Here is a 26,023-nt window from a genome sequence, read left to right on the forward strand (position 1 = left end):
CATGCGCTCGGACTTCCTCTCGAGATTGATCTCAAGGCCCGCGCCAGGCACGGCGCCGGCTAGCCGCGAGCGTCCGTTCCGAACCGCGCCGGACAGCTGGAGCAGCCTGATGGTTGCGGCACAAAACGGCCACGGTGGTGCCTATCGGCGGTTGCTGGGCGAAATGTCCGAGTGGCTCACGCGCTATTTCCAGCGGCGGCTGCCGCCGGGCGAGGTGGATGACGCCGTCCAGGAAACGCTGCTCGCCGTCCATCGGCGACGGCACACTTATGATCCGCACTATCCGCTGGGACCCTGGCTGGCGGCGATCGCCAAGAACAAATGGATCGACCAGCTGCGCAGCCTGTCGCGCCGCCCCCTGGACGAGCTGCCCGAGGACATAGCCGTGGATGACCACGAGGCATCTGTGGTCAGCAGCTCGGTCCTCGCAAGCCTGCTTGACGAGCTCCGCCCCGCGCAGGCCCAGGCGATCCTGCTGGTCAAGATGTAGGGCTACAGCGTCGAGGAGGCGTCAGGCCAGATCGGCCTCTCCGTCTCCGCCGTGAAGATGAACATCCACCGCGGGCTCGCGCGCCTGACGGCCATCATTGAGAAGACCGCCGATGTCGAATGAATCCCTGATCGCCGATCTGTCGTCAGACCTAGCGCCCGTTCATCGCCGCAGCATGCTGCGCGAGGGCGGACTTGTCCTCGCGCTGGGCGCTGCGGAGCTCGTTCTCTTCCTAAGCCTTGGCGTGATGCGGCCGGACATGCACCACATGGCCGGATCTCGATTTCTGATGTGGCGGGTGGGAAGTCTCGGCCTGCTGGCGGTGATCGCCTGCGCGATGGCGATCCGGTCCTTCTCACCGATGGCGCAGCCGCGCGGGGGGCTGATGCTCTCCAGCGCCCTTGCTGCCTTGGCTATCGTCGGTGGCGCGTTCGTCACGCCCGAAGGAGTGGGCGACCGCGCGCTGCTCGATCGCATCAGTCCGGCCAGCGGCATCGTTTGCGCCACTTCGATCTTCGTGCTCTCGCTGCCGATCGTAGCGCTCCTCGGCGCCCTGATGCGGCGGGCGGCGCCGACCCAGCCAACGCTGAGCGCGCTTGCTTCCGGCATCGCCGCTGGCGCCTGCGGGGCCTTCGTCTTCGCCTTCTGCTGCCCCTTCAACGACCCGCTCTACGTAGTGGTTTGGTATAGCATCGGGTGCGCCGCCGTGATGGCCGTCGCACGATGGTGCCTGCCGCGACGCTTCCGCCTCTAACGAGAACCGTTGCGGCAAATCGACCCTCGCACCGCCTGAACCATCGACCGCCGACCCGCCGGGATTCCGGGACCGGAGACGTGCGCCTGCCTCTCAGAAAGGAACTATGCCATGAAGACTATCACCGACGTGAAGTCCCCAGACCGGGACTGGCTCAAGACATACTATTATCTACGCTTCGTGGTCTCCGCGATCTGGGTCGCGCTCGCCTTCACGGTGGCGAAGGCCATGCCGCCGCTGGCTGCAGGAATGCTCGTCGCCTATCCCGCGTGGGACGCACTGGCGAACTATCTCGATGCAAACCGGAGTGGCGGCCTGACGAAGAACAAGAGCCAGATGCTCAACGTCGTCGTCAGCGTCGTGACCGCCGTTGCCGTCGCCACCACCCTGCCGCACGGCATACATGCGGTCCTCCAGATCTTCGGCGTATGGGCGATCCTGTCCGGCCTGTTCCAACTCGTCACCGGCGTGCGGCGCTGGAAGTCCTATGGCGCGCAGTGGGCAATGATCCTGAGCGGCGCTCAGTCGGGGCTTGCCGGGGCGCATATGCTCAGCAAAGCCGCCGGCGCCGCACCGGTCAGCATCGCCGACATCGCGCCCTACGCCGCCTTCGGCGCCTTCTACTTCCTCGTCTCAGCTGTCTCGCTGACCATCAGCGACGTGCGTCAGCGCGCGAAGGCCGTCGAGCCCTGAGGCACGTCGGAACCGGGCCGGAGATCATGCGGATGTGTTCGCGAGATGACCCGATACCGTTGAGATGAATGCGCGAAGACGCCCAAGTCGTCGCAGGTCCCGGTGGTAACCCATCCAGATGTCGCGCGCCGGCGGCGGCTTCGGCAGCTCTAGTCTGCGGATGCCCGTGATCTGATTGCCGACTACGCGAGGCAGGACGGCGATGCCGACACCTTCCCGGCACATGCGTCCCTGGACGTTGCGGTTGTTCGATCGCAGAATTGGTCTCGCATTGGGGAAACTCTCGGTCAGCCATGCGATGTCCGGGAAATGGCCCGTGGATGTGTCATGGGTGATGAGCCTGAAACCGGCACCGTCGCCATATTGGGGATCGGCGGCTTCCTCCGCGATATAGACGCCATATTCCAGCCTGAAGAGCCGCCGCTGCACGACATCGGCATTGTTGAACGGGACGATGCGAAAAGCAACGTCGGCCTCGCGCTGGGCGAGGTTGAACAGGCGCGTGCCCGTCAGGATTTCGACGTCGACATTGGGATAGGCTTTCGAGAAATCTGCCAGGATGGGAGGAAGGACATAGGCCCCGAACCAGTCCGCTGAAGAAATGCGCAGACTGCCCTTCAGGTCGTGCTCCTGCCCTGCGAGCCGGCGCTCCATCGCCAGCGCGCCTTCCTCCATCTGCTCGGCCAGCGCGAGGATGCTATGTCCCTCGTCGGTCAGGACAAGACCGTCCGCCGTGCGCTGGAAGAGCGTCTGACCGATCGCCTGCTCAAGCGCGCGAAGGCGTCTGCCGACGGTCGGATGACTCGTGCGGAGAGAGCGCGCCGCGCCGCCGAGCGTACCGGATCGCGCAACGGCGAGAAAGATCCTGACGTCACTCCATTCCATTGCGAACCTCGCACAAAACTGAACGCAAAGAGTACATTCCTGTCAGTTCAAGAACAAATCTAAACGCCTAGATTCCCCCCATCGTCATGGAGGTGTTAGTCATGAAGACCTGGTTCATCACAGGCTGCTCGAGCGGCTTCGGCAAGCGGCTCGCGCTTGCTGCGGCACAGCGCGGGGATCGCGTCGTCGCAACGGCCCGGAATGTGAGGGCGATCGAGGACATGGCCGAGCCGTTCGGCGGCCGCATGATCACCTTGCCACTCGACGTGACCGATGCGGCGGCCGCCAAGGTGGCGGTCGCAAAGGCGGTCGAAATCTTCGGCGGGTTCGACATACTCGTGAACAATGCCGGCTACGCCCTGTTCGGCGCGATCGAGGAGGGCACTCCGCAGGAATATCGGCCGATGTTCGAGGCGAACGTCTTTGGCCTGATCGAAACCACGAGAGCCGTGCTACCCGTCCTGCGCCGGTCGGGCGGAACAATCGTCAACATGTCTTCCGGTGCGGGTATCGAGGGCCGCGGCGGCGGCGGCTATTACCATGCCGCCAAGTTCGCCGTGGAAGGCATTTCCGAGGCGCTCGCCGGCGAGCTTAAGCCACTCGGCGTTCGCGTGCTGATCGTCGAGCCTGGGCCGTTCCGCACCGATTTCCTCGGCCGGTCGATCGTCATGGCGGTCAACGAGATGCCCGAATATGCCGCAAGTTCGCGCAAGCTCTATCGCGAGACCGGCAACGGCAATCAGGCGGGCGATCCCGAGAAGGCGGTCGCGGTGATTCTGCGGGCGGTCGATGCCGAGGACGCCCCGCTCCACCTGCCGCTCGGCCCGGCCGCGCACGCGATCGCCGAGCGAAAGCTGGCGGCCTTCCGCAGCGATATCGACGCTTGGCGCGACATCACGATCGCTACCGATTTCGATCCCGTCTGAACACCAATCCTGATTGGAGAGCGATCATGACCCCAACGTTGGAGGGATTTACCCAGCAACTGGTGCCGGCGGACGGCATAAAGATCAACGCCGTTATCGGAGGGGCGGGCCCGCCGATCCTGCTGCTCCACGGCTGGCCCGAAACCTGGTGGGAATGGCACCATGTGATGCCGCGATTGGCCGAGCATTTCAGCGTGGTGGCCATCGATATGCGCGGCGCGGGATTTTCCGACTGTCCGCAGGGCGGCTATGACAAGGCGACGATGGCGTGTGACGCGCATGAAGTCATGATCGCACTCGGCCACGAACGCTACGCCGTGTGCGGACATGACATCGGCGGCATGGTCGCCCTGCCGCAGGCCGCCCTCCACCGAGAGGCTGTTACCCACCTGGCCGTACTCGACGTGCCGCTTCCCGGCTGGACCGGATGGGAAGCGACGACCGCGAGGCTCTGGCACTTCGGCTTCCATATGCACCGGGACCTGCCCGAACGCCTGATTCATGGCCGTGAATATGATTATGTTGCGGCCTTCATGGCGGAGCGGTTCTACGATCACAGCCGCTTCGATCCGGCGGACATCGATATCTACGCCAAGGCGATGGCGCTGCCCGGCCGCACCCGTGGGGGAATGGAATGGTATCGCACGCTCGCCGCAGACCACGCGGCCGCGCTCGAATACAAGAAGCAACCGCTCGAGATACCAGTGCTGGGCCTCGGTGGGGATCAGCGCTTCGGTGCGCAGATGGTGCCGATGCTCGAGGAATTCGCCACCAACGTGACGGGCGGCCCCATCGCGCGGTGCAGCCACTATGTCGCGGACGAAAGGCCGGATGAGGTCGCGGCCGCCCTGGTCGACTTCCTCAAGACCAATTGAAACGCAGCGCCAGCCCACAAGCATGGCGGATCGAATGCATAGCAAAGGAGACTGTCATGACTGCACCCGTCATTCGCGGCGTCAATCATATCGGCATCACGGTGCCGGACATCGAAGCGGCAAAGTCCTTCCTGGAAGCGGCTTTCGGCGCCCAGCTGATCTATCAGTCCTTCGGACCGCAGGATCCGCCGCGGCAGGGACCCGAGTTCGAGCGGGCCGTCGGCGCTTTCCCCGGCACAGTCGTGCGCGCGCAGGCGATGGTCAAGATCGGCACGGGACCCGATATCGAGCTCTTCGAAATGCATGGCCCAGAGCAAGCCCAGCCGATCCGCGCGAGCGACTTCGGCATCACCCATTTTGCGCTCTACACCGACGACATCGACGCATCGGTCGAGCGTTTCGAGAAGGCCGGGGGCACGTCCCTCACCGCGCCGCGCGCCATTCCCTATGCGACCGAAAGAGGTCCTGGAAACAAGGTCTGCTACTGCCGCATGCCGTGGGGCACGACGATGGAGTTCATCACTACGCCCGACCGCATGGCATATCGCGATCAGACGGACGTACGCCGTTGGCAGGATGATTGAGCAGGACGCTAGCAGCGATCGTCAAACCCGAATTGGCGCATGAAGCATACGTGGCAAATCCGAAACTCTCCCGGCTGAGGGCGCCAACAAAGCGGTCATTCGCGGCTCTCAACGCGCTTTTAAAGGCGGCCCTACGTTCATGTTGACCGATCGAACGTCCGGGCAGGGCCTTGACCGACGCCATACCCTGTTTCCCACCCACCAACGCGATGCCGAATGCCTCATTTTTTGTCCCGCGAAGTACCCTTCCCTGGAGTGGGGTGGGTTGCCGGCGCTGGTCGAGCAGGGGCTTCACTCGTCAGAACTGCTCGAATATCTAATCTCGTTGGGGACACGACTTCCACCTTCGTAGGCTCGGTATCCCTGATCCAAGGCTGCGTGCCTAATAGGATAGCCCACATAACGATCAGAACGATGCAAATCGCATATGAAGGCAACCGGCCATGAACAGAGGTGGAAGCGACCGAGAACGGCTCAGGGAAGAAGCGCCTTAGCCCGTTAGCTTCCCAATAATCCTTCAAATATTTTCGCTGGTTCTGCGATGCAATGATACCGCGCATTGTCATGAATGCGATAAGTGCGGAGGCCAATCCAATGGCAGTTCCCAGTATCCATTTTGCGGGTGCCGTTCCACCCGATGCAGCGACTAGCGTGTATGCGGCAATCGTGAAGCCTTGAAATGTCAGATTCCACGACATCCTCGTATTGGCGAGCCCTTGCTCAACCTCGATCTGTTTAGCGATCATTTCCGCAATGCGTATCTGTGCCAATGTTGGCTTTAGCAGCGTGGATTTCGACACGCGGGAATCACGAAAATCGGGGGAATTGCGACCGAGGAACCAATTTCCTGCCAGGTGGAGCCAACGGATAGGCGACCCCCTCAAATTGCAAGGCTTCTTGTTTCCGGTATCACTGTCTGCCACGATCGCGTTTCCCCCCGTGTTCGCAGAGCGAAGGTCGCACAGCAGATTGGGAAAGGAAACAGACGACTGAATTTGGCGGGCGGGTACAAAGTAGTTCAGGTGGCGACGCGAGTTTGCGGTGTCCATGACGAAGGATTTCATGCGCTTTTCCGCCCTCATCTTTGACTTCGATGGCGTGATCGCTGACAGCGAATACATCGCTAATCGCGTGGCCGCTCAGCTGGTTACCGAGATCGGATATCAAGTTTCCACGGAGGGTGCTCTCCAACTGTTTGTGGGCAAGCGATCGTCGGATGTGCGCGAGATCATCGAGCGAGCCACGGGTCTCACGCTCACGGACTTTGAGGCGAAACTTCTGTCGCGCACGCTAGATGCTTTCCTGGACGAGTTGGAGCCGATCAAGGGTGTCCGGGCTTTTCTAGATTGCCATGCTGAGATCCCGCGATGCATTGCATCGTCAAGTTCACATGCCCGCCTAAACGCCAGCCTTGCAAAGATCGACTTGATCTCTCACTTTGCCGGCCGAGTGTTTAGCGCTGACGACGTTGCGCGCGGAAAGCCTTTTCCCGATCTATTCTTGTATGCAGCAAAGCGACTGGGGGCAACACCGGGGGAAGTGCTCGTGATTGAAGACAGCGTCGGGGGTGTCAGTGCCGCAAAAGCGGCAGGCATGCATGTGGTGGGATTGCTGGCTGGCACTCATGTCCGTCCTGGCCTGTCCGAACGGTTGGAGGCTGCCGGAGCGGATTTCTTAGCTAATGATTACGACGATGTCGCTCGGCTCCTTGCACACTGACCCACAGATTACTGAAGGGATTTAAGCATTTCAATGTTAGGCGATCGGCTATGGCTCAGCAGCATCCGCTAGCAGGGCGCTTGTGACGCCATATCTAGGTCGGCTAATGTCATTGCATTCGAAGATATGGAGCTGCTCCCGCGCTATTTTAGACACTCGGACTTTGGTCATTGGCACCTGAAAGCTGACCTTCGTTCATGTGCATCGACACAAATTGAGTAGTGAAGTTCACGGGCTATCGCCATGCCCCGCTATCGCGAAACATGGCGGTATTCCTATTGGACTGTGAGGAGATGCGTCCCGTCCGGCCGCTGAACAAAGTTGAGTCGCCGATTCAAAAAGCGCCCGATCACGTCGATCGCCGTTAGACTGTGCTGACTCGGTTTGACCGTCGTAAAGCTACCCCCGCCTGCGAGCGCGAAGGGGAGCAGCAACTGATCGGCGAGATAAGGACCGGCAAAGGCATTCGATTCCAGATAGCCCCGCATCCGCCCGACTGCTTTCTTGGAGACGCGCTCCGCCGTCACACCCAACTGCCCGAAGCCGCTAACGATCTCGGTTCCATGCTCGAACTGAGCTTCGAGCAGCAGAATGTTGCCCGGGCCCTGATCGTCCGGAAGTTCGCGCACGCAGGCTTCCCGTTCGGACCAGCCGAGATCCCGGCGCACAACATTGATCTCGCGCTCCGCAATCTCAAACGGCAGGCCGGCAAACAGCGCCTGACCGCTGACGCCCATCAGGGCTCCACGCTCCAAACAGTCGATGGGCTGCAACGGCGCCGGGCTGATGTCCACCTCGATCCGACCGCCGCCGCGTGGATAGAAGCCATGCCGGACGAGCCGTGCCTCGACGGTCGGTCCCATGCGATTGATGATCGGCAGGAAGCATTTCGCGATGAATTCGAACGGCGGGGCGAGCATGTTGTGAGTGCCGCCTTCCAACACCAGCCGCGACGGCGCATCGGCTAGCAAGAGCGGCATCAGCAGCGTCTGGAGGACAAGCCCTGTCGATCCCGCCGTGCCAACAGCGAAGTGATACTCATCCGGCACGACCTCGCCCGGCGTGAAGCTGAGGGCGGACGACCCGACATGGAGCCCCTGGCATTCGGCATTGCCGATGACGCACGCCGCTTCGACCGCCGTCACATGCTGACGCATGAGGCCTGGCTTCGACCGCTTGGCCCGGACATTCTCGATGCGGACGGCTTTGCCGGTTACGAGCGAGAGCGCGCACGCATTGCGCACGACCTGCCCGCCGCCTTCGCCTTCCGATCCGTCGATGATAATCATAAGTCCCCCTGGACATGCGTGAAGGGTTACCCCTTCACGCACACCACCTGTTTCAACGTATGGACGATCTCCACCAGATCGGCCTGGGCGGCCATCACGGCTTCGATCGACTTGTAAGCCTTGGGCGTCTCGTCGATGACGCTCTCGTCCTTGCGGCACTCGACGCCCGCCGTATCGGCGATATGCTCGTCGAGCGAGACCAGCTTCTTCGCTTGGGTGCGGGACATCACCCGCCCCGCGCCATGGCTGCAGCTCTCGAACGACTCCGCATTGCCCAGACCGCGCACGATGAACGATTTCGCGCCCATCGAGCCCGGAATGATGCCCATCGTGCCTTTCGCCGCGCGCACCGCGCCCTTGCGGGGCACGAGCACATTCTCGCCGAAATGGTTTTCCCGCGTCACATAGTTGTGATGGCAGTTCACCGCTTCGAGCTCGGCGTCGAAAGGCCTGGCGATCTGGCCGCGCAGCGCCCGGATCACATTGGTCATCATCATCCGGCGGTTCAGCGCCGCGAAGTCCTGCGCCCATTCCACCGCCTCGACATAGTCATCGAAATGGTCGGTCCCTTCCGGGAAGTAGGCGAGATCCTCGTCGGGCAGGTTGATGAACCACTTGCGCATGTCCTGCTTGGCCAGCTCGATGAAGAACGTGCCGATCGCATTCCCCACGCCGCGCGAGCCCGAGTGCAGCATTACCCACACTTGGCTGGAGGTATCGAGGCAAAGCTCGATGAAGTGGTTGCCCGTTCCCAGCGTCCCGAGATGGGTGAGCTGGTTCGTGTTCTTGAACCGCGGATATTTGGCCGTGATCCGATCGAACCGCTCCACGAGCGTGGCCCAGGCCGCCACAATCTCGGCCGGCGGGTCGCCCCACGAACCGATATCGCGCTTGCCGCGATTGACGCTGCGCCCATGCGGCACCGCCCGTTCGATGGCCGAGCGGATGCCTTCCAGATTGTCTGGCAGATCGCTCGCCATCAGCGAGGTGCGCGCCGCCATCATGCCGCAGCCGATGTCCACACCTACAGCCGCCGGGATCACCGCGCCCTTGGTGGGGATCACTGAACCTACGGTCGCGCCGATACCGACATGTACGTCCGGCATGGCCGCCACATGCTTGAACACGAAAGGCATGCGCGCCGCCTTGCGGAGCTGCTCATGCGCCTTCTCATCCACCGGCACACCGCGCGTCCAAAGCTTGATCGGCTTGCCGCCCTCAACGTGCTGAAAATCAAAATTCGTCTCGGTCATCACTACCTCCCTTGCATAATCATGGTGCCGGCGACGAGATTTGGCGAGACATCCCAGAGCATCCTGGCGGATTGCTCTGGGGCGGATTCGAACCGCTTGGCCTTTCGGCTTTACCGTGTAGTCCCGCCGGCATTCGCCAGCTTGTATTCATTTCACGGCGACGAGGTTTTGACAGATTTCTCTCCGTCCTCGTGGACGGTCCCTGTGCTATCGTTACACTACGAACCGATTGGGCGGTCCGGCGGGATTCGAACCCGCATCTGGGGCGTTGAAGGCCATGTAGTCCGTCAGGCATTCGCCATGGTTTTTGCATTTCGGGTCACGGCGACGAGAAGTGAGAAAGACCGTCCCGAGGGACTGGCGCTCTATCCAGCTGAGCTACTGTATCGTTGCCGATACAGGCGGGACTTGAACCCGCGACAACCACATTACCAATGTAGTCCTTCTCGGCATTCGCCGTGATATTCTGGTGGGGTCGTGACGACGAGGTTCGGCAAGACGCGGCCCTTAAGCTACGTGTCGGCGGCGGGGTTCGAACCCGCATCTCCCTTTCGGCACAACTGCCTTCCGGGCGCTTTACTCGTCGGGCCTCGTGGTTTGGAGACATGTAGTCCTGCCAGCATTCGCCACGACCCTGTTCGTTCAGACCTCCACTTGTTCGACGATGCTCACCCAATCCTGCGTTTCGCCGGAGACGAAGCGCGCAATGGTATCGAACACCGCGTCGGAGAAGCCTCCGACATTCAATATGTCCTGCCGGCTGGCGGCCTGGGTGGTGCCGTAGGGCGCGATGTCGATGCAGACGAGCTTGGCTTGCGGGTAGCGCTTCGCCAGTTTCGTCCACTCATGCATCGTCGCCGTCGAGCCGCTCCGCTGCGCATCGACCCAGGACTCATTGTCCGAGACGATAACCACCAGATCGACCGCCGCCTTCTCCTTGTTGAGGAGTGCGAGGGGCGCCGAGACATTCGTCCCGCCACCGCCGACCGCCGCGAACTTCGCGGCGTTCACCGCAATCCGGTCGGTAGCCTTCAGCGTCACCGGCACGACCGCCTGCTCGAAGGGGATGACACGCGCCTGACGGTTGGACCGCAACATCGCCGCCGCGACCAGAGCCGCGACATCGATGCAGCGAACCTTGGACGAAGCGCCCTTGCGGTAGCCCGTCACCGGCCACTGCATCGAACCCGACACGTCGGGGCAGACGACCACGCGGCCCGGCACTTGTCGAACGCCCCGGAGCGACAGCTCCAGTGCTTCCTCTAGCGCCGCCTGCACCTTGAGCGGCACACCGTCGCCAACCTGTCCTAATGCCACCATCAACTGATAGGGCATGGGCCGCACGGCACGGAGCGCATCGCGGTCGGCAAGCCGGGCCGCGACCTGATCGGCAAACCCCTCCACCCCGAACGCGCCATTGCGCGCCAGCGTGTTAAGGTTCATCCGCAGCGCCTGCCAGCCCATGCGGCCAGCAAGCTCCGCCCACTGCTCCGCGACAAGCGGATAAGCGGTCAGCCACTCGAACGGCACCTGCGGCAGCGGTAGCGTCCGGTCCTGCTTCCAGGCCTCGAACGCGGCGATCTCGACGGGCAGAGCGGCGACGTCATAGGGACGACCGATCAGCCAGCCATAGAAAGCCTTGCGCTCCACATCCGCCGGGCGTGCGTGGACCATCTTGACGATGTCCGCCAGGCTCGGCGAATTACCGGTCGCGGCCTGCATCAGGTCACGGATCGACGCCTGCTCCAGCCACTGCTGCACCAAGCGCTTCGGCCGCGTGCCGAGCGACGTCCGCCCGACCTGACCAGACCGAATGATCTGCACAAAGCTGCGCAGCATACGGCCGTTATTCACGACCTTACCGAACACCCGAACCGCGAGGTCGGGATCCGCAACCGTCAGATAGGCCGCCAGCAAGGCCGGCATATCCTTCATCGCGCCGGACGTGCGGGCATAGACCGCAGCTTGGGCGACGAAATATGGATCGACCGCGCGGGCCGCGTCCAGCACATCGGCAAGCTGCGTCTCCGCCGCGCCGTAGAAATTATCGGCCAGCGTGCCGGTCGCCGCCAACTGGGCGAGCTTTGCCTTCGGCCCGTAGGCGTAGGCCGGCGCACCCTCCCGGTTCACCGTATCGGTGCGCGGCAACAGCTTCGCCACGGCGCTCGCAAACAGTCCCTTGTTGGCCATCGTCCAACTCCTCATCTGGTCAGGGCGGCAGGATTTGAACCTGCGACCTCCTGCTCCCAAGGCAGGCGCTCTGCGCAGACTGAGCTACGCCCTGTGAATTTCCGGTCCTTGGGGCGGCCAGCCCATTCCGGCCGCCCCAGTTCCGCCTGCCGCCCGAGTAATCCGCCTCGGTCGACGCTGAATCATCTGCATGGGGCGTGCCAAATCATCAAAGCGAGATCAAAAGACCTCACATATTATTGATTTTATTATTCGAATTTTTATGAATGTCGAAGGTTTCAAAGTCTGAACCACGAAAAATATGATCGCTTAGGATAGGAATTTATCCTATAATATAAGAATGAAACCATTGACCGTGATCGGCTTCCTCGGCTCGACCCTTGATGCCAGTAAGTTCGGGCCATCGCGCTGGAACAAGTGGCGACCAACAGTCGCGCTGACCATGCATGAGGACCTGCGGGTCGATCGACTGGTGCTGCTTCATGGCACCACCCATCGCCGCCTCGCCGAATATGTCGCGGAGGATATCGCTTCGGTCTCGCCGGAGACGCAGGTCGATATGCGCGTCCTCGATTTCCGTGACCCATGGGACTTCGAGGAAGTCTATGGAAAGCTGCTCGACTTCGCGCGTGCCGAACCGTTCGACCCGGACGAGCAGGATTATCTCCTCCACATCACCACCGGCACGCACGTCGCGCAGATCTGCCTCTTCCTGCTGACCGAGGCGCGATACCTGCCCGGGCGCCTGCTCCAGACCCAGCCGGCCAAGCGCGCCGAGGATGGTGGGGCGCCGGGTCGCTGGAGCATCATCGACCTCGACCTGTCGCGTTACGACAGCATCGCCACCCGTTTCGCCGTCGCGAGCGCGGAGAGCACCTCCTTCCTCAAGTCCGGCATCGACACGCGCAATGCCGCCTTCAACCACATGATCGACGAGATCGAGCAAGTGGCACTGCGCTCGCGAGCGCCGGTGCTCCTGATGGGGCCGACCGGCGCCGGCAAGAGCCAACTCGCCCGGCGCATCTACGAGCTGAAGAAGGCCAAACATCAGATTGCCGGGCCTTTCGTTGAAGTGAACTGCGCGACCCTGAAGGGCGACAGCGCGATGTCGGCACTGTTCGGTCACCGCAAGGGCGCCTTTACCGGCGCGGTCGCTGACCGGCCTGGCCTGTTACGCTCCGCCGACAAGGGCATGCTGTTCCTGGACGAGATCGGCGAACTGGGCCTCGACGAACAGGCGATGATCTTGCGCGCCATCGAGGACAAGCGCTTCCTACCCGTCGGCGCGGACAAGGAGGTCGCGTCCGACTTCCAGCTGATCGCGGGTACCAATCGCGACCTCGGCGAGGCGGTGGCGGCGGGTATATTCCGCGACGACCTTTACGCTCGCCTCAACTTGTGGACCTTCCGCCTGCCCGGCCTTGCCGATAGGCGCGAGGATATCGAGCCCAATCTCGACTATGAACTGGATCGCTTCGCCGAACGCGAGGGCGATCAGGCCAGCTTCAACAAGGAAGCGCGCCAGCGCTACCTCGCCTTCGCGACATCGGGCGAGGCGCGATGGCCCGGCAATTTCCGCGACCTCGCCGCCAGCGTGACACGCATGGCCACGCTCAGCCCAAAGGGGCGGATCGATGTGGACTGCGTCGACAAGGAGATCGAGCGATTGCGGCGACTCTGGTCAGCTCAGCCCGATGGCGCCGCCGATAGCCTCTCCGAGATTATGGATGAGAACCAGATCGCCGAACTCGATCTGTTCGATCGCGTCCAACTCGCCGAGGTCGCACGGGTGTGCCGCTCTAGCCGCTCGTTGTCGGAAGCAGGACGAACGTTGTTCAACGCATCACGCATCCGCCGCAGTAGCTCAAACGACGCTGATCGCTTGCGGAAGTATCTCGCGCGGTTCGGGCTGGATTGGTCGACGGTCGGAGAATGACAGTGACCGCCAACATTGCGGTCGTTCGCCAGCCCAAATGTGGTCGTTGAAACTCGCCCTTCGTTCATCCAGCTGTCGAGGCGGAGCGATCGACCAGCGTTGGGACGAAGCCGTCGTTCAGTAGGACGAGAGCGAATGCCCGGTTTCAGATAAAGCGGTCGCTCCCGCGCCGACTAACGGGGTCGAGGAACGAGCAAGCTGGCCGATGGCGGTCCGTCAACTTCTGGATATTCGAACGGTGAATTCGGACGTTTGGTCGAGACGTTCGGGAGCCAAGCCATCTCACCCCACCGACTGGTCGCCCCAACTCTGGCCGGGCCGCACGGAGCTGATTAAGGCCATCGGAGAAGCAACCCCGAGCGCAATGACATGATCGACTCTTTCATCGCGGATGGCGCGCACCCTTACGACGTGTTCGCCTATCGTCAGCCCAACGTCGGTGTTATCGAGGACTAGAGCCTGTCCTGATAGGCTGAATCGTTTGGGGATTCCCAAGGTGGCTTTGTTGTGATTCAAGCTGCTTGCTGGGGAGGAGGCCAGCAGCGATGGCACGAGCCTATTCTGACGATTTGCGAGATCGGGTTGCAGCGGCCGTTTTGTCGGGCCGCTCGGTTCGCGAGGTTGCTGGTGCGTTCGGTGTGAGCGTGGCGAGCGCAGTGAAGTGGTCGCAGCGTCTGCGTGATACGGGCAACGCCGGTTCACGTCCGATGGGAGGCCACAAGCAACGGGTATTGGCGGGGGAGCAGGAATGGATGCTGCTTCGTCTTGAGGAATGTCCGCATCTGACGGTGCGCGGGCTGGCGGTCGAGCTGGCCGGGCGCGGTCACCGAGTCAGCCCCAACACGGTGTGGTCGCTGCTGCGCAAGGCTGGCCACAGCTTCAAAAAAAAGCCTGTTCGCCAGCGAGCAGGACCGCCCGCAGGTGGCTCGGCGGCGGACGCAGTGGAAGAAGTACCAGGGCCGGCTTGACCCTCGCAGGCTGGTCTTCATCGACGAGACCTGGGCCAAGACCAACATGACCCCGTTGCGGGGCTGGGCAAAACGCGGCGACAAGCTGATCGCCAAGGCGCCGTTCGGCAAATGGAAGACGCTGACCTTTGTGGCGGCGCTTCTTCACGACCGGATCGATGCGCCCTGCGTCCTCGACGGCCCGATCAACGGCCAGCTCTTCCTCGCCTATGTCGAGCAGTTCCTCGTGCCCACCCTCGTGCCCGGCGACATCGTCATCATGGATAACCTCGGCAGTCACAAGGGTCAGGCCGTGCGCAAGGCAATCCGTGCGGCAGGGGCCAAGCTCCTGTTCCTGCCGCCCTACAGCCCTGACCTCAATCCAATCGAACAGGTCTTCGCCAAGCTCAAGCTGCTACTGCGAAAAGCCGCCGAGCGCACCGTCGAAGCCACATGGCAGCGGATAGGCAAACTGCTCGATGCCTTCCCACCCCATGAGTGCGCCAACTACCTCAGGAATAGTGGCTATGCTTCAATCTAAACAGGACAGACTCTAGAGTGCCCGGTTGTGTTCGATCTTCACACGGCGGCTTGATTTGCCGGGGATGACGGCCTCGATTTTCCGCTCGGCGAGGTCGGCACGGATAGCATCAGCATCGTAACCCTTGTCGGCAAGCAGGACGTCGGGCGTTCGCTCACGCAGACCTATAAGCGCGCCATACGCCTTGCAGTCTGCGGCTCCTCCGACCGTCAGTTGAAAGGCAAGCGGTGGTCCGAGAGCGTCAGCCAGGCAGTGAAGCTTACTGGTGAACCCGCCCCGGAAGCGGCCAAGAGCGCCTCGATGAGTCCCCCTTTTCCGCCCGCTGCCGAGACGTGGGCGCGGATGGTGGTGCTATCGATGCTGTAGTGGCCACTGTCCAATGATCTCGGCCAGTGTCACGGCGACGGTCTCCCAGACACCGGCTTCACTCCATCGTCGGAAGCGCCGATAAATAGTGTTCCAGCTACCATATTTGGGCGACACGTCTCGCCATGGAGCGCCACACCGGAGCCGCCAGAGGATGCCGTTGATGATCGAACGGTTCTGCTCGGGTGGCCTGCCTCGCCTACGGTTCTCCGGCTCGATCGGCAGCAAGTCCTTCAGAACGCGCCACTTCGCGTCGGTCAAATCGCCCTGGCTCAAGCCCGCCTCCAGCCCGTGCGGCAATCATTTGTCGAAAGCCCGGTTCCGTGCAAGCATGGTTACATGGAAGTGCTGACAATCCTCGTTATGATCGTCGCGGTGCTCTCGGCAGCCATAACAAACGCGATCGTGCAAAGGCGCCAGTTCGCTTCCGGGCGTGGATGGGTCCGCAGCACAGTCGTTTCCGGCTTTATGGACTTCGTTGCAGCTATTGGCATCATCGCCACCTACTTCATCATAGGCCACCTGATCTGGAAGTTGGCGCAGCAGCCACTTTGTCCACGCGCCCTAACTTTCAAAATGGACCACTTTCCGGGGCAGGCCAACATTAAAGCGGCCGAAAAGTTAGCCAACAAGTTAACCCGATCTGATCGCTGTCCTGCAGTACGTTCCTAACATATTGAATAATGGTGAGCCCTGCTGGATTCGAACCAGCGACCTACTGATTAAAAGTCAGTTGCTCTACCGACTGAGCTAAGGGCCCTCCGTGCGGGGCCCTAAAGAGCCCGGCCCTTGCGGTCAACCGGCTTGGGGCGTGAAAGGCGCGCCGCCAGCTGGGCGATGCTGCGACCGGAGCGGGGATCACGCCAATGGGGGGCTATGGCGCGCAGGGGGCGCAGCACGAAATCGCGCTGCGCGAGCGCGGCGTGAGGGATGGTCAGGCGCTTGTGCCGCACCGCACCGCCCGACCAGAGCAGCAGGTCGAGGTCCAGCGTGCGCGCGCCCCAGCGGCGCTGGCGGCGGCGGTGGAATCGGCGCTCGATTGCCTGGAGCATGTCCAGCATGGCAAGCGGTTCCAGCGGCGCCGCAACCAGCGCGGCGGCATTGGCATAAGTGCGGGCGGAGGGGCCGATCGGCCGGCTGGCGATCACGGGGGAACGGGCCACAAGGCGGAGCGGAGCGACATCCAGGGCCTCGAACGCGGCCTTCACGATTGCGGGAGGGCCAAGCCGTGCGCGCAGCGGCCGGTTCGAGCCGATGCCGATGGCATAGACATGCCCGCGCACGGGCTCCGTCCGTCTCCGAATGCTTGCCTTGATCATGTTGCGCGGCCTATCGCGGCCGCATGTCGCTGACCAGCCCCGTCGTCAGTCCGGTGCCGCATGCCGAGCCCGGGCGCGATTGCCCGCTCTGCCCGCGCCTTGTCGCGCTCCGCCAGGTCTGCCGCGCCGAGCATCCGGACTGGTGGAACGGACCGGTGAGCGGCTATGGCGACCCGGCTGCCCGTATCGTCCTCATCGGGCTGGCGCCGGGGATGCGCGGCGCCAACCGGACCGGCCGGCCGTTCACGGGCGATTATGCCGGCGACCTGCTGTTCGCCACGCTGGACAAGTTCGGCCTTTCCCGCGGGGAATATGCGGCGCGGATCGATGATGGCGTGGAACTGGTCGACTGCGCGATCCTCACCAGCGTCAAGTGCCTGCCGCCCCAGAACAAGCCTGTTCCGGACGAGATCCGCACCTGCCGCCAGTTCCTGCAGGCCGGCGTCGAGGGATTGCCGCGCGCGAGGATATTCATCGCGCTGGGCCAGATTGCGCATCAATCCGCTCTCAAGGTGCTGGGCGGCCGGCCGGGGCAGGCACGCTTTGGCCATCTTGCGGAACACGCCATGGCGGGCGGACGGATCCTGCTCGATAGCTACCATTGCTCGCGTTACAACACGAACACCGGCCGGCTCACCACCGCGATGTTCGAGGCCGTTTTCGCGCGTGCCTGCACATTGCGGGATGAACTCGGACCGGCCTGATGCCGGCTGAGCTCAGGCGCCGATATGCAGCATCTGCTCGGCGGAGCGCAGCAATTCGCCGGCGACGAACGGCTTGAGCACGATCCTTTCCTGCGAAAGCGCCTCGGGCAGATGGCTCGCGCCATAGCCGCTGACCATGAGGAACGGGATATTCCTGCCTCGCAGAGCTTCCGCGATGTCCTCCACCGTTTCCCCTTGCAGGTTCCCGTCGAGCAGCACGAGGTCGAGCGGGAGATGCTGGGCGCTCTCCAGCGCGTCCGCCTTGTTGGTCACCGGGCCGATCACGCTCGCGCCCGCCTCACTGAGCACCGAGACAATGTCGAGTGCGACGAGGGGCTCGTCTTCCACCACCAGCACGGACTTGCCATGCATGGAGCCGCTCGCACGGGACGCGGCCTTCGCGGTGCTGGCGGGGGGCGGCGCTGCCACAGGCGCAGCGGCCGACGCTTCTTTCGACGCGGTGGTGGTGGAACGGCTTTCGCCTTCCTGCATGGGGCATGGCAAGGTGAGCGACCATCGCAGCCCTGCCGGGTCGTAGGTCGCCTTTGCCGTGCCGCCTTCGCTGCGCAGGCTGCGTTCAATGAGCGCGCTGCCAAAGCCGGTCCGGCGGGGCGGTGCGACGGGCGGACCACCGCTCTCCTTCCATTCGAAGAACAGCTTCCCCTCCGCCAGCGACCAGTCGAGGTCGACCCGGCCGGTCGGGGTGGAGAGGGCGCCGTATTTGACTGCATTGGTCGCCAGCTCGTGGATGACCATGGCCAGATGGAGGGCGGGTTCCGGCGCGAGCTGCACGTCGGGGCCCTCGGCGGACAGCCGGTCCGGTGCGATCACGCCCATGTCCAGCTGGCCCTGCACCAGATCGCGCAGGCTCGCGCTTTTCCAGGTCGCCTCGCTGAGCAGCGAGTGCGCCTTGCTCAGCGCATGGATCCGGCCGATGAAGGTCGGGGCAAATTCCGAAGGGCCACTGGAATGGCGCAGCGTCTGGGATGCGATCGCCTGAACCGATGCGAGCGTGTTCTTGACGCGATGGTTCAGTTCCCCGACGAGCAGCCGCCGGGTATTTTCCGCGCGCTTGCGCTCGGTCACATCGACGATCTGGATGTTGATCGAGAGGAGCTGGTCGTTCTGGTCGCACAGGGCGGAGCAATAACATTCCGTCTCCAGCGTCGCGCCGTTGCGGCGTGACAGGGCGAGTTCCAGCATGTCGCGCCGCTTGCCGCCTTCGCGCATGTCGTCGATGAGCGCCTGCAGGGAAGCAAGCGCCGCATCATCGAGCCACTCGCCCGCGCTGACGGCGCGCTCCAGCATTTCCTCCTCGCGCCAGCCGAACAGGCGCTCGGCCCCCATCGACCAGGCGGTGATCTGTTGGCGGGCATCGATCTCCACGATGGCGAGCGGCGAATTGTCCCGATGTGCCTGGAGGCGGCCGAGCGCGGACGCCAGTTCATCGCGCTGGCTGGCGAGTTCCAGCCGCTGGCGGTGCAACTCCACGAAGATGTCGACCTTGCTGCGGAGCACCATGGAGTCGAGGGGCTTGAGCAGATAGTCTACCGCGCCCGCTTCATAGCCCCGGAAGTAACGGGTATCGTCGGTCGCGACGGCGGTCAGGAAGATGATCGGTATCCGGCGCGTGCGCTCCGTTCCCCGCATCAGCTCCGCCAGCTCGAAGCCATCCATGCCCGGCATCTGCACATCGAGAAGTGCCAGGGCGAATTCATCGACCAGCAGTCGCTCAAGCGCTTCGCGGCCCGAGCGGGCCCGCACCACGGCCAGGTCCTCGCGCGCGAGAAGGGCCTCCAGCGCGTCGAGATTCTCCTGGACGTCGTCGACGACCAGTATGCGGACAGGGCTAGGCAGCATGGCTGATCTCCGGCACTGGTACGAGGTTGCGGCGATAGATTTTCTCCCCGGGATCGAAATCGTCGAAGCAGTCCGAGGTACTGGAGAAACGCAGCGTCTCCTTGGAGCCAAGGCCCAGATAGCCGCCCCGCACCAGCGAGTTGCCGAACAAGCCGATCGCCCGGTCCTGCAGGACGCGGTCGAAATAGATGAGCACGTTCCGGCTGGAAATGAGATGTGCTTCCGCGAACACCTGATCGGTCACGAGGCTGTGCTCGGCAAACACCGCCCGGGCCCGCAGGGACTTGTCGAAAACGACCGAGCCATAAGCGGCGGTATAATAATCGGACAGCGAAGTCCGGCCGCCGGAGAGGCGGTGGTTCTCGGTGAACCGAGCGAGGCGGCCCTGGTCGTAGACGCCCGCCTGGGCATTGCGCAGCGCGCCCGGGCTGATGTCCGTGCAATAGAAGATGGTGCGATCCTCGAGCCCCTCCTCGCGGAACAGGATCGCCAGCGAATAGAATTCCTCGCCGTTCGCGCAGCCCGCGATCCACACCTTGACCGAGGGGTAGGTGCGAAGATGAGGAATGACTTTCTCTCGCAGCGAACGGAAATACTCCGGATCCCGGAACATCTCGCTGACCTGGATGGTGAGGAAGCCCATGAGCTCGCCGAATGCGGCGGGGCTGCGCAGAACGAGATGCTGGATCTGCGAGAAGCTCTCGCACTCCAGCCGGTCCCGCGCGCGCATCAGTCGCCGGTACAACGAACCGGGCGAATAACCCCGAAAATCATAGTGATAATGACGCCAGATCGCTTCGATGAGCAGATCGGCCTCAAGGACTTCGTGGGGCTCGAGATCGGGAATCATCGCGGCATCCATACGCGGACGAGGGACAGGAGCTTGTCGACGTCCAGCGGCTTGGAGAGATAATCATTGGCACCGGCCGCAATGCAGTCCTGTTGATCGCGCGGCATCGCTTTCGCGGTGAGTGCGATGATCGGAAGATTGCGCCACTGGCTCTGGCCGCGGATGTGGCGCGTGGCGGTGAGGCCGTCCATCTCCGGCATCATCACGTCCATCAGGACCAGATCGACCATCGGCGCTTCGCCACGCAGGGACTGGTCCAGCGCATCAAGCGCTTCCTGCCCGTTGCGCGCGATGCGAATGGTCGCGCCGTGCGGCTCGAACACGCTGGTGAGCGCGTAGACGTTGCGGATGTCATCTTCCACGACAAGGATTCTCTTGCCGTCCAGCGCGGCATCCCGGTTGAGCGATCGGAACACCATCTCCTTCTGCTCTTCGGGCAGTTCCGAGACGACCTGGTGGAGGAACAGGGTCACCTCGTCGAGCAGGCGCTCGGGCGATTTCGCGCCCTTGACGATGATCGACTTGGAGTATCGCCGCAGCCGCAACTCCTCCTGCGCGGATATGTCACGCCCGGTGTAGACGATCACCGGCGGGAAGCCGATCGTCTCGTCTTCGCTCAGCCGTTCGAGCAGATCGAAGCCGGAGGTGTCCGGCAGGTTGAGATCGAGCACCATGCAGTCGAATGTCAGCTCGCCGAGCTTCTCGAGACACTCGGCGGCGCTGTGCGCGGCCACCGTCTCGACATCCTGTGACCCGAGCAGCAGCCCGATGCTCTCCGCCTGGCGCGCATCGTCCTCGACGACGAGGACGCGGCGCACGCGCTGGGCCATGCGCGTTTCCAGCGCGGCCAGCATGTCCACGAGCTGCTCGTGCTTCACCGGCTTGAGGAGATAGCCGACTGCCCCGTTGGCGAGGGCAGCCTGCGCATCCTCGCTCACCGACACGATATGGACGGGGATGTGCCGCGTGCGCACGTCGCGCTTGATCCGGTCCAGCACGGAAAGCCCAGTGTGATCGGGCAGGTTCATGTCGAGGATGATGGCGTGCGGCAGATATTGCCGGGCCAGCACCACGCCTTCATCGGCGGTGTCGGCAATGAGGCATTCGAAGCCCTGTTCATGCGCCAGGTCGCACAGCAGCCCCGCGAAGATCGCGTCGTCCTCGACGATCAGGATGACGCGTGAATTGCCGGTAAGGCTGGCGCGATCATCCTCAAGGGTCGAGTGGCGCGGCGCCGGCTGGTCGCTGCCCGTGCGAACCCGTGCCGGAAGGGACCGTGCGGTCGCGGTGCTGGCAGGCCGGGATTCAAGCGCGGAGGGTTCCAGGACGAGCGGCAGGACCAAGGTGAAGATGCTGCCTTCGCCCGGCGCGCTTTCCACCCTGACGTCACCGCCCAGCAGAGCGGCCAGCTCCCGCGAGATGGAAAGGCCCAGGCCCGTGCCCCCATATTTGCGGCTGACCGTGCCGTCGGCTTGCCGGAAGGCCTCGAAAATGACGTCCAGCTTCTCCGGGGGAATGCCGATGCCGGTGTCCCGAACGCTGAGCGCGATTCGGTTGTCCTCTGCCGCTGCTGCCCGAAGCGTGATTTCGCCTTCCTCGGTGAACTTGATGGCGTTGGAGAGAAAGTTCTTCAGCACCTGTTCGGCGCGTTGCGGATCCGTCCTGATCTCGCCGGACAGGCCCGGGTCGACGCTGATCCTCAGCTTCAGGCCCTTCGCATCCGCCGCCGCGGAGAATGTGGCGCCGAGCTTCTCGAAGAGGCTGGAGATCTTCGTGGGCCGTATATCGAGATCGATCTTCCCCGCCTCGATCTTCGAAATGTCCAGGATATCGTTGATGAGGTTGAGGAGGTCGTTGCCGGAGGTTTCGATTGTGCTGGCATGCTTGACCTGCTCGGGGCTCAGATTGCCCTTGCGGTTCTCGGCCAGCAGCCGTGCCATGATGAGCAGCGAGTTGAGCGGCGTCCGCAGCTCATGGGACATGTTCGCGAGGAATTCGGACTTGTAACGGCTCGCCCGTTCCAGCTCCGCCGTCTGCTGTTCGAGTGATTTCTGGGCGCGTTCCAGCTCGTCGCGCTGCGCTTCGAGTTCCTGCGCCTGATTTTCGAGCGACGCGTTGCTTTCCTCCAGCTCGGCCTGCTGTGTTTCCAGCCGTGCCTGCGATTCCAGCAGGCGCTGGCTCTGTGCCTCCAGCTCCTCGTTGTTGGCCTGCAATTCCTCACCCTGCGCCTGCAGTTCCTCGGCCTGCTGCTGCGTTTCCTCAAGCAGGACCTGCAGGCGGCTGCGATAGGTGGCCGAGCGTATGGCGACGCCCAGCTGGCCCGCTACGCGGGTCATGAACGCTTCGGCCCGGGAGGCTTCCTCCCCGGCAAAGCCCATCTCGATCACGCCGATCACGTCGTCATCGGCGCGTGCGCCGGCGATCAGCAGCTGTCGCGGCGCTGCCTGGCCGAAGCTCGATCCGAAATAGAGGTAGTTCTCGGGGACGTCGGTCAGGAGGAAATTGCGCCTGTCCTGCACGGCTTGGCCGAGCAGGCCATCGCCGGGCTTGATCTCGAGGGGGATCCGGGCGGTGTCGGGAACCCCGTAGACGGCGCGCCGCACGAAGCCCCCTTCATCGCGAATGAAGACCGCGGCTGCCTGTGCGTCCAGATACTCGGCGAGGAAACGCAGCATGCGCTCGGCCTGTTGCTCGACCGACAGGTCACCGGAAATCGCATTGGCGAGGCCGACCTGACCGACCTGCATCCAGTCCTGCCGCTCCAGTTCCAGCTTGTTGCGGATGAACATGATGCCGATGCCGGAGAGCAGCCAGGTCACTGAAAGCCCGATGGTGCGGTTGACGAAGGCGATGGAGGGATCGACCCCGTCGCGCCCGAGGAAGAAGCCGGTCACCACGAGAACGCTGACGATGCTTCCCACGACGACGGGGGCCAGCGGCTTGCGCGACAGGAAGGAAAGCACAGTGGGGATGAGATAGAAGGCCCACACCGACGTACCTAGGGGCACCATCAGGTCGACGAGAAACGGAGCGATCAGGAGAAGAGAAAGAACGCCGTAGAGGATAGCTTCACGATTCTTAAGAGGCACTTGGTCCGCCCTATTGTTACGCAAGGACAGACAGTCCTCACCCCCGGCGCGGAACGAACGATTCCTCAGATGGTTCCTGAAAATGTTCGAAAGATGCGGTCAGCCCCCGGCGGAAGGCAGCGCCAGGGCTTTCAGTGTCTCCAGCCGGTCCGCTTCGCTCGCCGGCTTGTCCGTCCGCCAGCGCAGGATACGGGGAAAGCGAACCGCGACGCCCGATTTGTGACGGCGCGAGAGATTGACCGCTTCGAACGCCAGCTCGAAGACCAGTTCCGGTTCCACGGAACGGACGGGGCCGAACCGTTCACGCGTGTGCTTGCGGACCCATTGGTCGACCTGCAGGATCTCCGCATCGGACAGGCCGGAATAGGCCTTGGCGACAGGCACCAGCACGTCGCCGTCCCACAGGCCGAAGGTATAATCCGTATGGAGCGTGCTGCGCCGGCCGTGCCCTGACTGCGCATAGATCAGCACGGCGTCGATCGTCATCGGATCGACTTTCCATTTCCACCAGTCCCCGCGCCGGCGGCCATGCTGATAAGGCGATGATCGGCGCTTGAGCATGAGCCCTTCCACGCCGCGTTCGCGCGCCATCTCGCGCAGGGCCGCCGCGTGCGCCCAGTTGTCGGCCATGATCTCGGGCGAGAGGGCGATGCGCCGGTCGTCCAGTGTCGCGAGCAACGCCGCGAGCGCTGCACGTCGATCCGTCAGCGGGCGATCGCGCAGGTCCGTCCCGTCCAGTTCGAGAAGATCATAGGCAAGGACGCGCGCCGGGGCCTGCGCCAGCGTGCGCGCACCGGGCTTGAGGCGCTGGATGCGGGTCTGGAGCGCCGTGAAGGGGAGGGGGGCGTCCCCGGCGTCCCAGGCCAGCAACTCGCCGTCGATCACCGCGTGCCGGGGGAGCAGCGCTGCTGCCGCCTCGATCTCCGGGAACCGTCCGTCCAGCCTCTCCTCGCCACGCGACCACAAGGCGAGGTCGTCGGCGCGGCGGATGAGTTGAAGGCGGATGCCGTCCCACTTCCACTCGACCAGCCAGTCCTCGAGGGGCCCCAGCGCCTCGGCCGGCTGGTCGAGCGGCGAGGCGAGGAAGAAGGGGAAAGGCGAGGCCATGTCGCCCGGCTGCGGCTCGGGGGAGAGAAGGCCGGCGAGGAAGTCGGCAGACGGAGCCCATGCGCCGAGCATGCGCTGCGCGATCAGCGCGATCTCCACGCCGGAGAGTTCAGCGAGTGCCTGCTGCACCAGCCCGCGCGAGACGCCGACCCGCAATGAGCCCGTCAGCAGCTTGTTGAACAGGAAGCGCTCGCCGAAGGGCAGCGTGCACCAGGCCCGCTCGACAACGGCTCTGCGGTCGGCCTCCGGCGCGTTGGCGACGGGCAGCAATATGTCCTCGATCCATGTCGCAAGCGGAATGTCCTCGCTGGCGTCGGCCGGATCATCGAGCAACAGGGCCAGCGTTTCGGCCAGATCGCCGACCTGATCGTAGCTCGCGTCCACCAGCCATTCGGGCGTGCCGCTCGTCTCCGCAATCCAGGCGCGAAGTTCGCGGCTGCCCGCCAGTTTCGCGCGCGGGCCGCCGATCTTGTTGCCGGCAAGCAGCCACAGCGCCCATGCCGCATCCCGAGGCGGCGCATCCCGGAAATAGCGCACCAGTGCGGCGCGTTTCTCGAGCGTGCCGGTGCTCCGGTCGAGACGCTGGAAAAGATCGGCGAAACGCCTCAAGTCTCTTCTCCGCCGAACTCGGTGCGGAAAGCGCCGGCATCCACGCCGCGGTCCCGCAGCGTCTGCACGAGGGCCTGAGTGTCGCCATGCGTCGCGATGATGCGCCGCGCGCCGGTTTCCTCGACTGTCCGCAACAGGTCGGGCCAGTCGGCATGATCGGAAACGACAAAGCCGCGATCATAATTGCGACGGCGGCGATTGCCGCGAATGCGCATCCAGCCGGAGGCGAAGCCCTGCTGGGCGTTTCGGAAGCGCCGTAGCCAGGGGGACCCCGCGGCGGAGGGCGGAGCCAGCACCAGCCGTCCAGCCAGCCGCTCCCCGGGGGGCTCGTCGGCGACCCGGCGCGTCTCCGGCAGCGCGATGCCCGCGTCGCGATAGATCTGGACGCCGGCATCCATCGCGCCGTGCAGCCAGACCGGCTCCCCATCGATCAATGCGATCTCAGCCAGCAGCCGCTGCGCCTTGCCGAGCGCGTAGCAATAGAGAATTGCCGCCTCGCCATTCGCGGCACATTCGGCGCGCCAGTCGATGATCTCCTGCGCCACGGCGGCGGTCTCTGGCCAGCGATAGATGGGCAGACCGAACGTCGCCTCGGTGATGAAGACATCGCAGGGCACGACTTCGAACGGGTCGCAACTCGGATCATGCTGGCGCTTGTAGTCGCCGGCCGCGACCCAGACCTCCCCGCCGACTTCGATCCTGACCTGCGCGGAACCGAGCACATGCCCGGCGGAATGGAACGACACCGCGGCCTTTCCCAGGCGGAAAGGTTCGCCATAGGCATGGGGGTGATAGTTCTGCGGCCCCAGCCGCCATTCCAGGATCGGCAGGCCGGGCGCTGCCACATGATATTCTCCCATGCCCGTGCGAGCGTGGTCACTATGGCCATGGGTGATGACGGCGCGCGCGACCGGGCGCCAGGGATCGATGTGGAAGTCCCCTGCAGGGCAATAGAGCCCCTCGGGGCGAAGCTGGACGAGGTCAGCGCTCATCCGCGCGGTGCCTTCTCATCCTACCTCCTCATGCGCGATCCACCA

22 protein-coding genes, 2 tRNA genes and 2 pseudogenes are annotated in these 26,023 nt (G+C 63.6%); 11 read left to right on the plus strand and 15 right to left on the minus strand.

Going from position 1 to position 26,023, the window contains the following annotated elements; all coding sequences use genetic code 11:
* Positions 1 to 109 precede the first annotated feature (109 nt).
* The 3 genes and pseudogenes from SLG_RS05320 (at position 110) to SLG_RS05330 (ending at position 1,937) form a co-directional block, all read left to right on the plus strand.
* Positions 110 to 613, plus strand: a pseudogene (locus tag SLG_RS05320) (sigma-70 family RNA polymerase sigma factor).
* Complete coding sequence (locus SLG_RS05325) at positions 603 to 1,244, plus strand: NrsF family protein (protein ID WP_014075414.1); 642 nt, start codon at positions 603 to 605, stop codon at positions 1,242 to 1,244. The pseudogene SLG_RS05320 and the gene SLG_RS05325 overlap by 11 nt, the downstream one beginning before the upstream one ends.
* A 111-nt stretch (positions 1,245 to 1,355) precedes the next feature.
* Positions 1,356 to 1,937 carry a DUF308 domain-containing protein gene (locus SLG_RS05330; RefSeq protein WP_014075415.1) on the plus strand — a complete coding sequence of 194 codons (582 nt, stop codon included), beginning with the start codon at positions 1,356 to 1,358 and terminating at the stop codon, positions 1,935 to 1,937.
* 24 nt (positions 1,938 to 1,961) lie between these two features.
* On the opposite strand, the gene SLG_RS05335 is transcribed toward SLG_RS05330, so the two are convergent.
* A complete protein-coding gene (locus SLG_RS05335; RefSeq protein WP_014075416.1) occupies positions 1,962 to 2,822 on the minus strand; it encodes a LysR family transcriptional regulator in 861 nt (286 codons plus the stop codon).
* 101 nt (positions 2,823 to 2,923) lie between these two features.
* On the opposite strand from SLG_RS05335, the gene SLG_RS05340 reads away from it, so the two are divergent.
* Genes SLG_RS05340 through SLG_RS05350 form a run of 3 tightly spaced genes read left to right on the plus strand, consistent with a single transcriptional unit; the run spans position 2,924 to position 5,207 of the window.
* Positions 2,924 to 3,748: an oxidoreductase gene (locus tag SLG_RS05340; protein WP_014075417.1), complete on the plus strand. Its 825-nt coding sequence runs from the start codon at positions 2,924 to 2,926 to the stop codon at positions 3,746 to 3,748.
* 26 nt (positions 3,749 to 3,774) lie between these two features.
* Positions 3,775 to 4,623 (plus strand): alpha/beta fold hydrolase, encoded by an 849-nt coding sequence (locus SLG_RS05345; protein ID WP_041391746.1) that lies wholly within the window; start codon positions 3,775 to 3,777, stop codon positions 4,621 to 4,623.
* Between the two features lie 56 nt (positions 4,624 to 4,679).
* Positions 4,680 to 5,207, plus strand: a complete 528-nt coding sequence (locus SLG_RS05350) for a VOC family protein (RefSeq protein WP_014075419.1) — start codon at positions 4,680 to 4,682, stop codon at positions 5,205 to 5,207.
* 221 nt (positions 5,208 to 5,428) lie between these two features.
* Here SLG_RS05350 and SLG_RS21250 read toward each other — a convergent pair whose 3' ends face one another.
* The gene (locus tag SLG_RS21250) at positions 5,429 to 6,271 is read right to left on the minus strand and encodes a hypothetical protein (RefSeq protein ID WP_148276496.1); all 843 of its coding nucleotides are present in this window, start codon (positions 6,269 to 6,271) and stop codon (positions 5,429 to 5,431) included.
* Between SLG_RS21250 and SLG_RS05355 the strand changes: the two genes are divergently transcribed.
* The gene (locus SLG_RS05355) at positions 6,255 to 6,926 is read left to right on the plus strand and encodes an HAD family hydrolase (protein ID WP_051003699.1); all 672 of its coding nucleotides are present in this window, start codon (positions 6,255 to 6,257) and stop codon (positions 6,924 to 6,926) included. The genes SLG_RS21250 and SLG_RS05355 overlap by 17 nt on opposite strands.
* A 275-nt stretch (positions 6,927 to 7,201) precedes the next feature.
* Here the strand turns inward: SLG_RS05355 and rtcA are convergent, their stop codons facing one another.
* The 4 genes from rtcA to SLG_RS05375 all read right to left on the minus strand — a co-directional run bounded on the left by rtcA (position 7,202) and on the right by SLG_RS05375 (position 11,752).
* Positions 7,202 to 8,215 carry an RNA 3'-terminal phosphate cyclase gene (rtcA, locus tag SLG_RS05360; RefSeq protein WP_014075421.1) on the minus strand — a complete coding sequence of 338 codons (1,014 nt, stop codon included), beginning with the start codon at positions 8,213 to 8,215 and terminating at the stop codon, positions 7,202 to 7,204.
* A 26-nt stretch (positions 8,216 to 8,241) separates the two neighbouring features.
* Entirely contained in the window at positions 8,242 to 9,468 is a 1,227-nt protein-coding gene (locus SLG_RS05365; protein WP_014075422.1) for an RtcB family protein, read from the minus strand.
* 642 nt (positions 9,469 to 10,110) lie between these two features.
* Positions 10,111 to 11,658 carry a vWA domain-containing protein gene (locus SLG_RS05370; RefSeq protein WP_014075423.1) on the minus strand — a complete coding sequence of 516 codons (1,548 nt, stop codon included), beginning with the start codon at positions 11,656 to 11,658 and terminating at the stop codon, positions 10,111 to 10,113.
* A gap of 16 nt (positions 11,659 to 11,674) precedes the next feature.
* Positions 11,675 to 11,752: transfer RNA gene (locus tag SLG_RS05375), tRNA-Pro, on the minus strand.
* Positions 11,753 to 11,998: 246 nt separating this feature from the next.
* Between SLG_RS05375 and rtcR the strand changes: the two genes are divergently transcribed.
* Both rtcR and SLG_RS20800 read left to right on the plus strand, forming a co-directional pair.
* A complete protein-coding gene (rtcR, locus tag SLG_RS05380) occupies positions 11,999 to 13,594 on the plus strand; it encodes an RNA repair transcriptional activator RtcR (protein ID WP_014075424.1) in 1,596 nt (531 codons plus the stop codon).
* Positions 13,595 to 14,139: 545 nt separating this feature from the next.
* Positions 14,140 to 15,082, plus strand: a protein-coding gene (locus SLG_RS20800; RefSeq protein WP_148276498.1) for an IS630 family transposase whose coding sequence is annotated in 2 segments (ribosomal slippage) — positions 14,140 to 14,475 and positions 14,477 to 15,082 — 942 coding nt in all. Because the reading frame shifts where the segments join, the coding sequence is not laid out codon by codon here.
* A 12-nt stretch (positions 15,083 to 15,094) separates the two neighbouring features.
* Here SLG_RS20800 and SLG_RS22450 read toward each other — a convergent pair.
* A pseudogene (locus SLG_RS22450) lies at positions 15,095 to 15,358 on the minus strand (transposase); the annotation flags it as partial.
* 75 nt (positions 15,359 to 15,433) lie between these two features.
* A complete protein-coding gene (locus SLG_RS22025) occupies positions 15,434 to 15,724 on the minus strand; it encodes a transposase (RefSeq protein WP_158512681.1) in 291 nt (96 codons plus the stop codon).
* Between the two features lie 63 nt (positions 15,725 to 15,787).
* Between SLG_RS22025 and SLG_RS05390 the strand changes: the two genes are divergently transcribed.
* A complete protein-coding gene (locus SLG_RS05390) occupies positions 15,788 to 16,120 on the plus strand; it encodes a hypothetical protein (RefSeq protein WP_041391748.1) in 333 nt (110 codons plus the stop codon).
* Between the two features lie 12 nt (positions 16,121 to 16,132).
* On the opposite strand, the gene SLG_RS05395 is transcribed toward SLG_RS05390, so the two are convergent.
* Positions 16,133 to 16,208: transfer RNA gene (locus SLG_RS05395), tRNA-Lys, on the minus strand.
* A gap of 13 nt (positions 16,209 to 16,221) precedes the next feature.
* Entirely contained in the window at positions 16,222 to 16,767 is a 546-nt protein-coding gene (folK, locus tag SLG_RS05400; RefSeq protein WP_014075428.1) for a 2-amino-4-hydroxy-6-hydroxymethyldihydropteridine diphosphokinase, read from the minus strand.
* Between the two features lie 23 nt (positions 16,768 to 16,790).
* Between folK and SLG_RS05405 the strand changes: the two genes are divergently transcribed.
* Positions 16,791 to 17,471: a uracil-DNA glycosylase gene (locus SLG_RS05405; protein WP_014075429.1), complete on the plus strand. Its 681-nt coding sequence runs from the start codon at positions 16,791 to 16,793 to the stop codon at positions 17,469 to 17,471.
* Between the two features lie 12 nt (positions 17,472 to 17,483).
* On the opposite strand, the gene SLG_RS05410 is transcribed toward SLG_RS05405, so the two are convergent.
* The 5 genes from SLG_RS05410 to SLG_RS05430 form a co-directional block, all read right to left on the minus strand.
* Positions 17,484 to 19,331: a response regulator gene (locus SLG_RS05410; protein WP_014075430.1), complete on the minus strand. Its 1,848-nt coding sequence runs from the start codon at positions 19,329 to 19,331 to the stop codon at positions 17,484 to 17,486.
* On the minus strand, positions 19,321 to 20,193 hold the full coding sequence (locus tag SLG_RS05415; RefSeq protein ID WP_041391750.1) for a CheR family methyltransferase: 873 nt from the start codon (positions 20,191 to 20,193) through the stop codon (positions 19,321 to 19,323). Before SLG_RS05415 ends, SLG_RS05410 begins: the two co-directional genes overlap by 11 nt.
* Positions 20,178 to 23,192 (minus strand): response regulator, encoded by a 3,015-nt coding sequence (locus tag SLG_RS05420; RefSeq protein WP_083853318.1) that lies wholly within the window; start codon positions 23,190 to 23,192, stop codon positions 20,178 to 20,180. The genes SLG_RS05415 and SLG_RS05420 overlap by 16 nt, the downstream gene beginning before the upstream one ends.
* A 177-nt stretch (positions 23,193 to 23,369) precedes the next feature.
* Positions 23,370 to 24,986, minus strand: coding sequence for an ATP-dependent DNA ligase (locus SLG_RS05425; RefSeq protein WP_014075433.1), 1,617 nt, complete (start codon positions 24,984 to 24,986; stop codon positions 23,370 to 23,372).
* Entirely contained in the window at positions 24,983 to 25,978 is a 996-nt protein-coding gene (locus SLG_RS05430) for a ligase-associated DNA damage response exonuclease (protein WP_014075434.1), read from the minus strand. The genes SLG_RS05425 and SLG_RS05430 overlap by 4 nt, the downstream gene beginning before the upstream one ends.
* Positions 25,979 to 26,023 lie beyond the last annotated feature (45 nt).

This window comes from Sphingobium sp. SYK-6, from assembly GCF_000283515.1.
In the GTDB taxonomy this organism is placed as follows: domain Bacteria; phylum Pseudomonadota; class Alphaproteobacteria; order Sphingomonadales; family Sphingomonadaceae; genus Sphingobium; species Sphingobium lignivorans.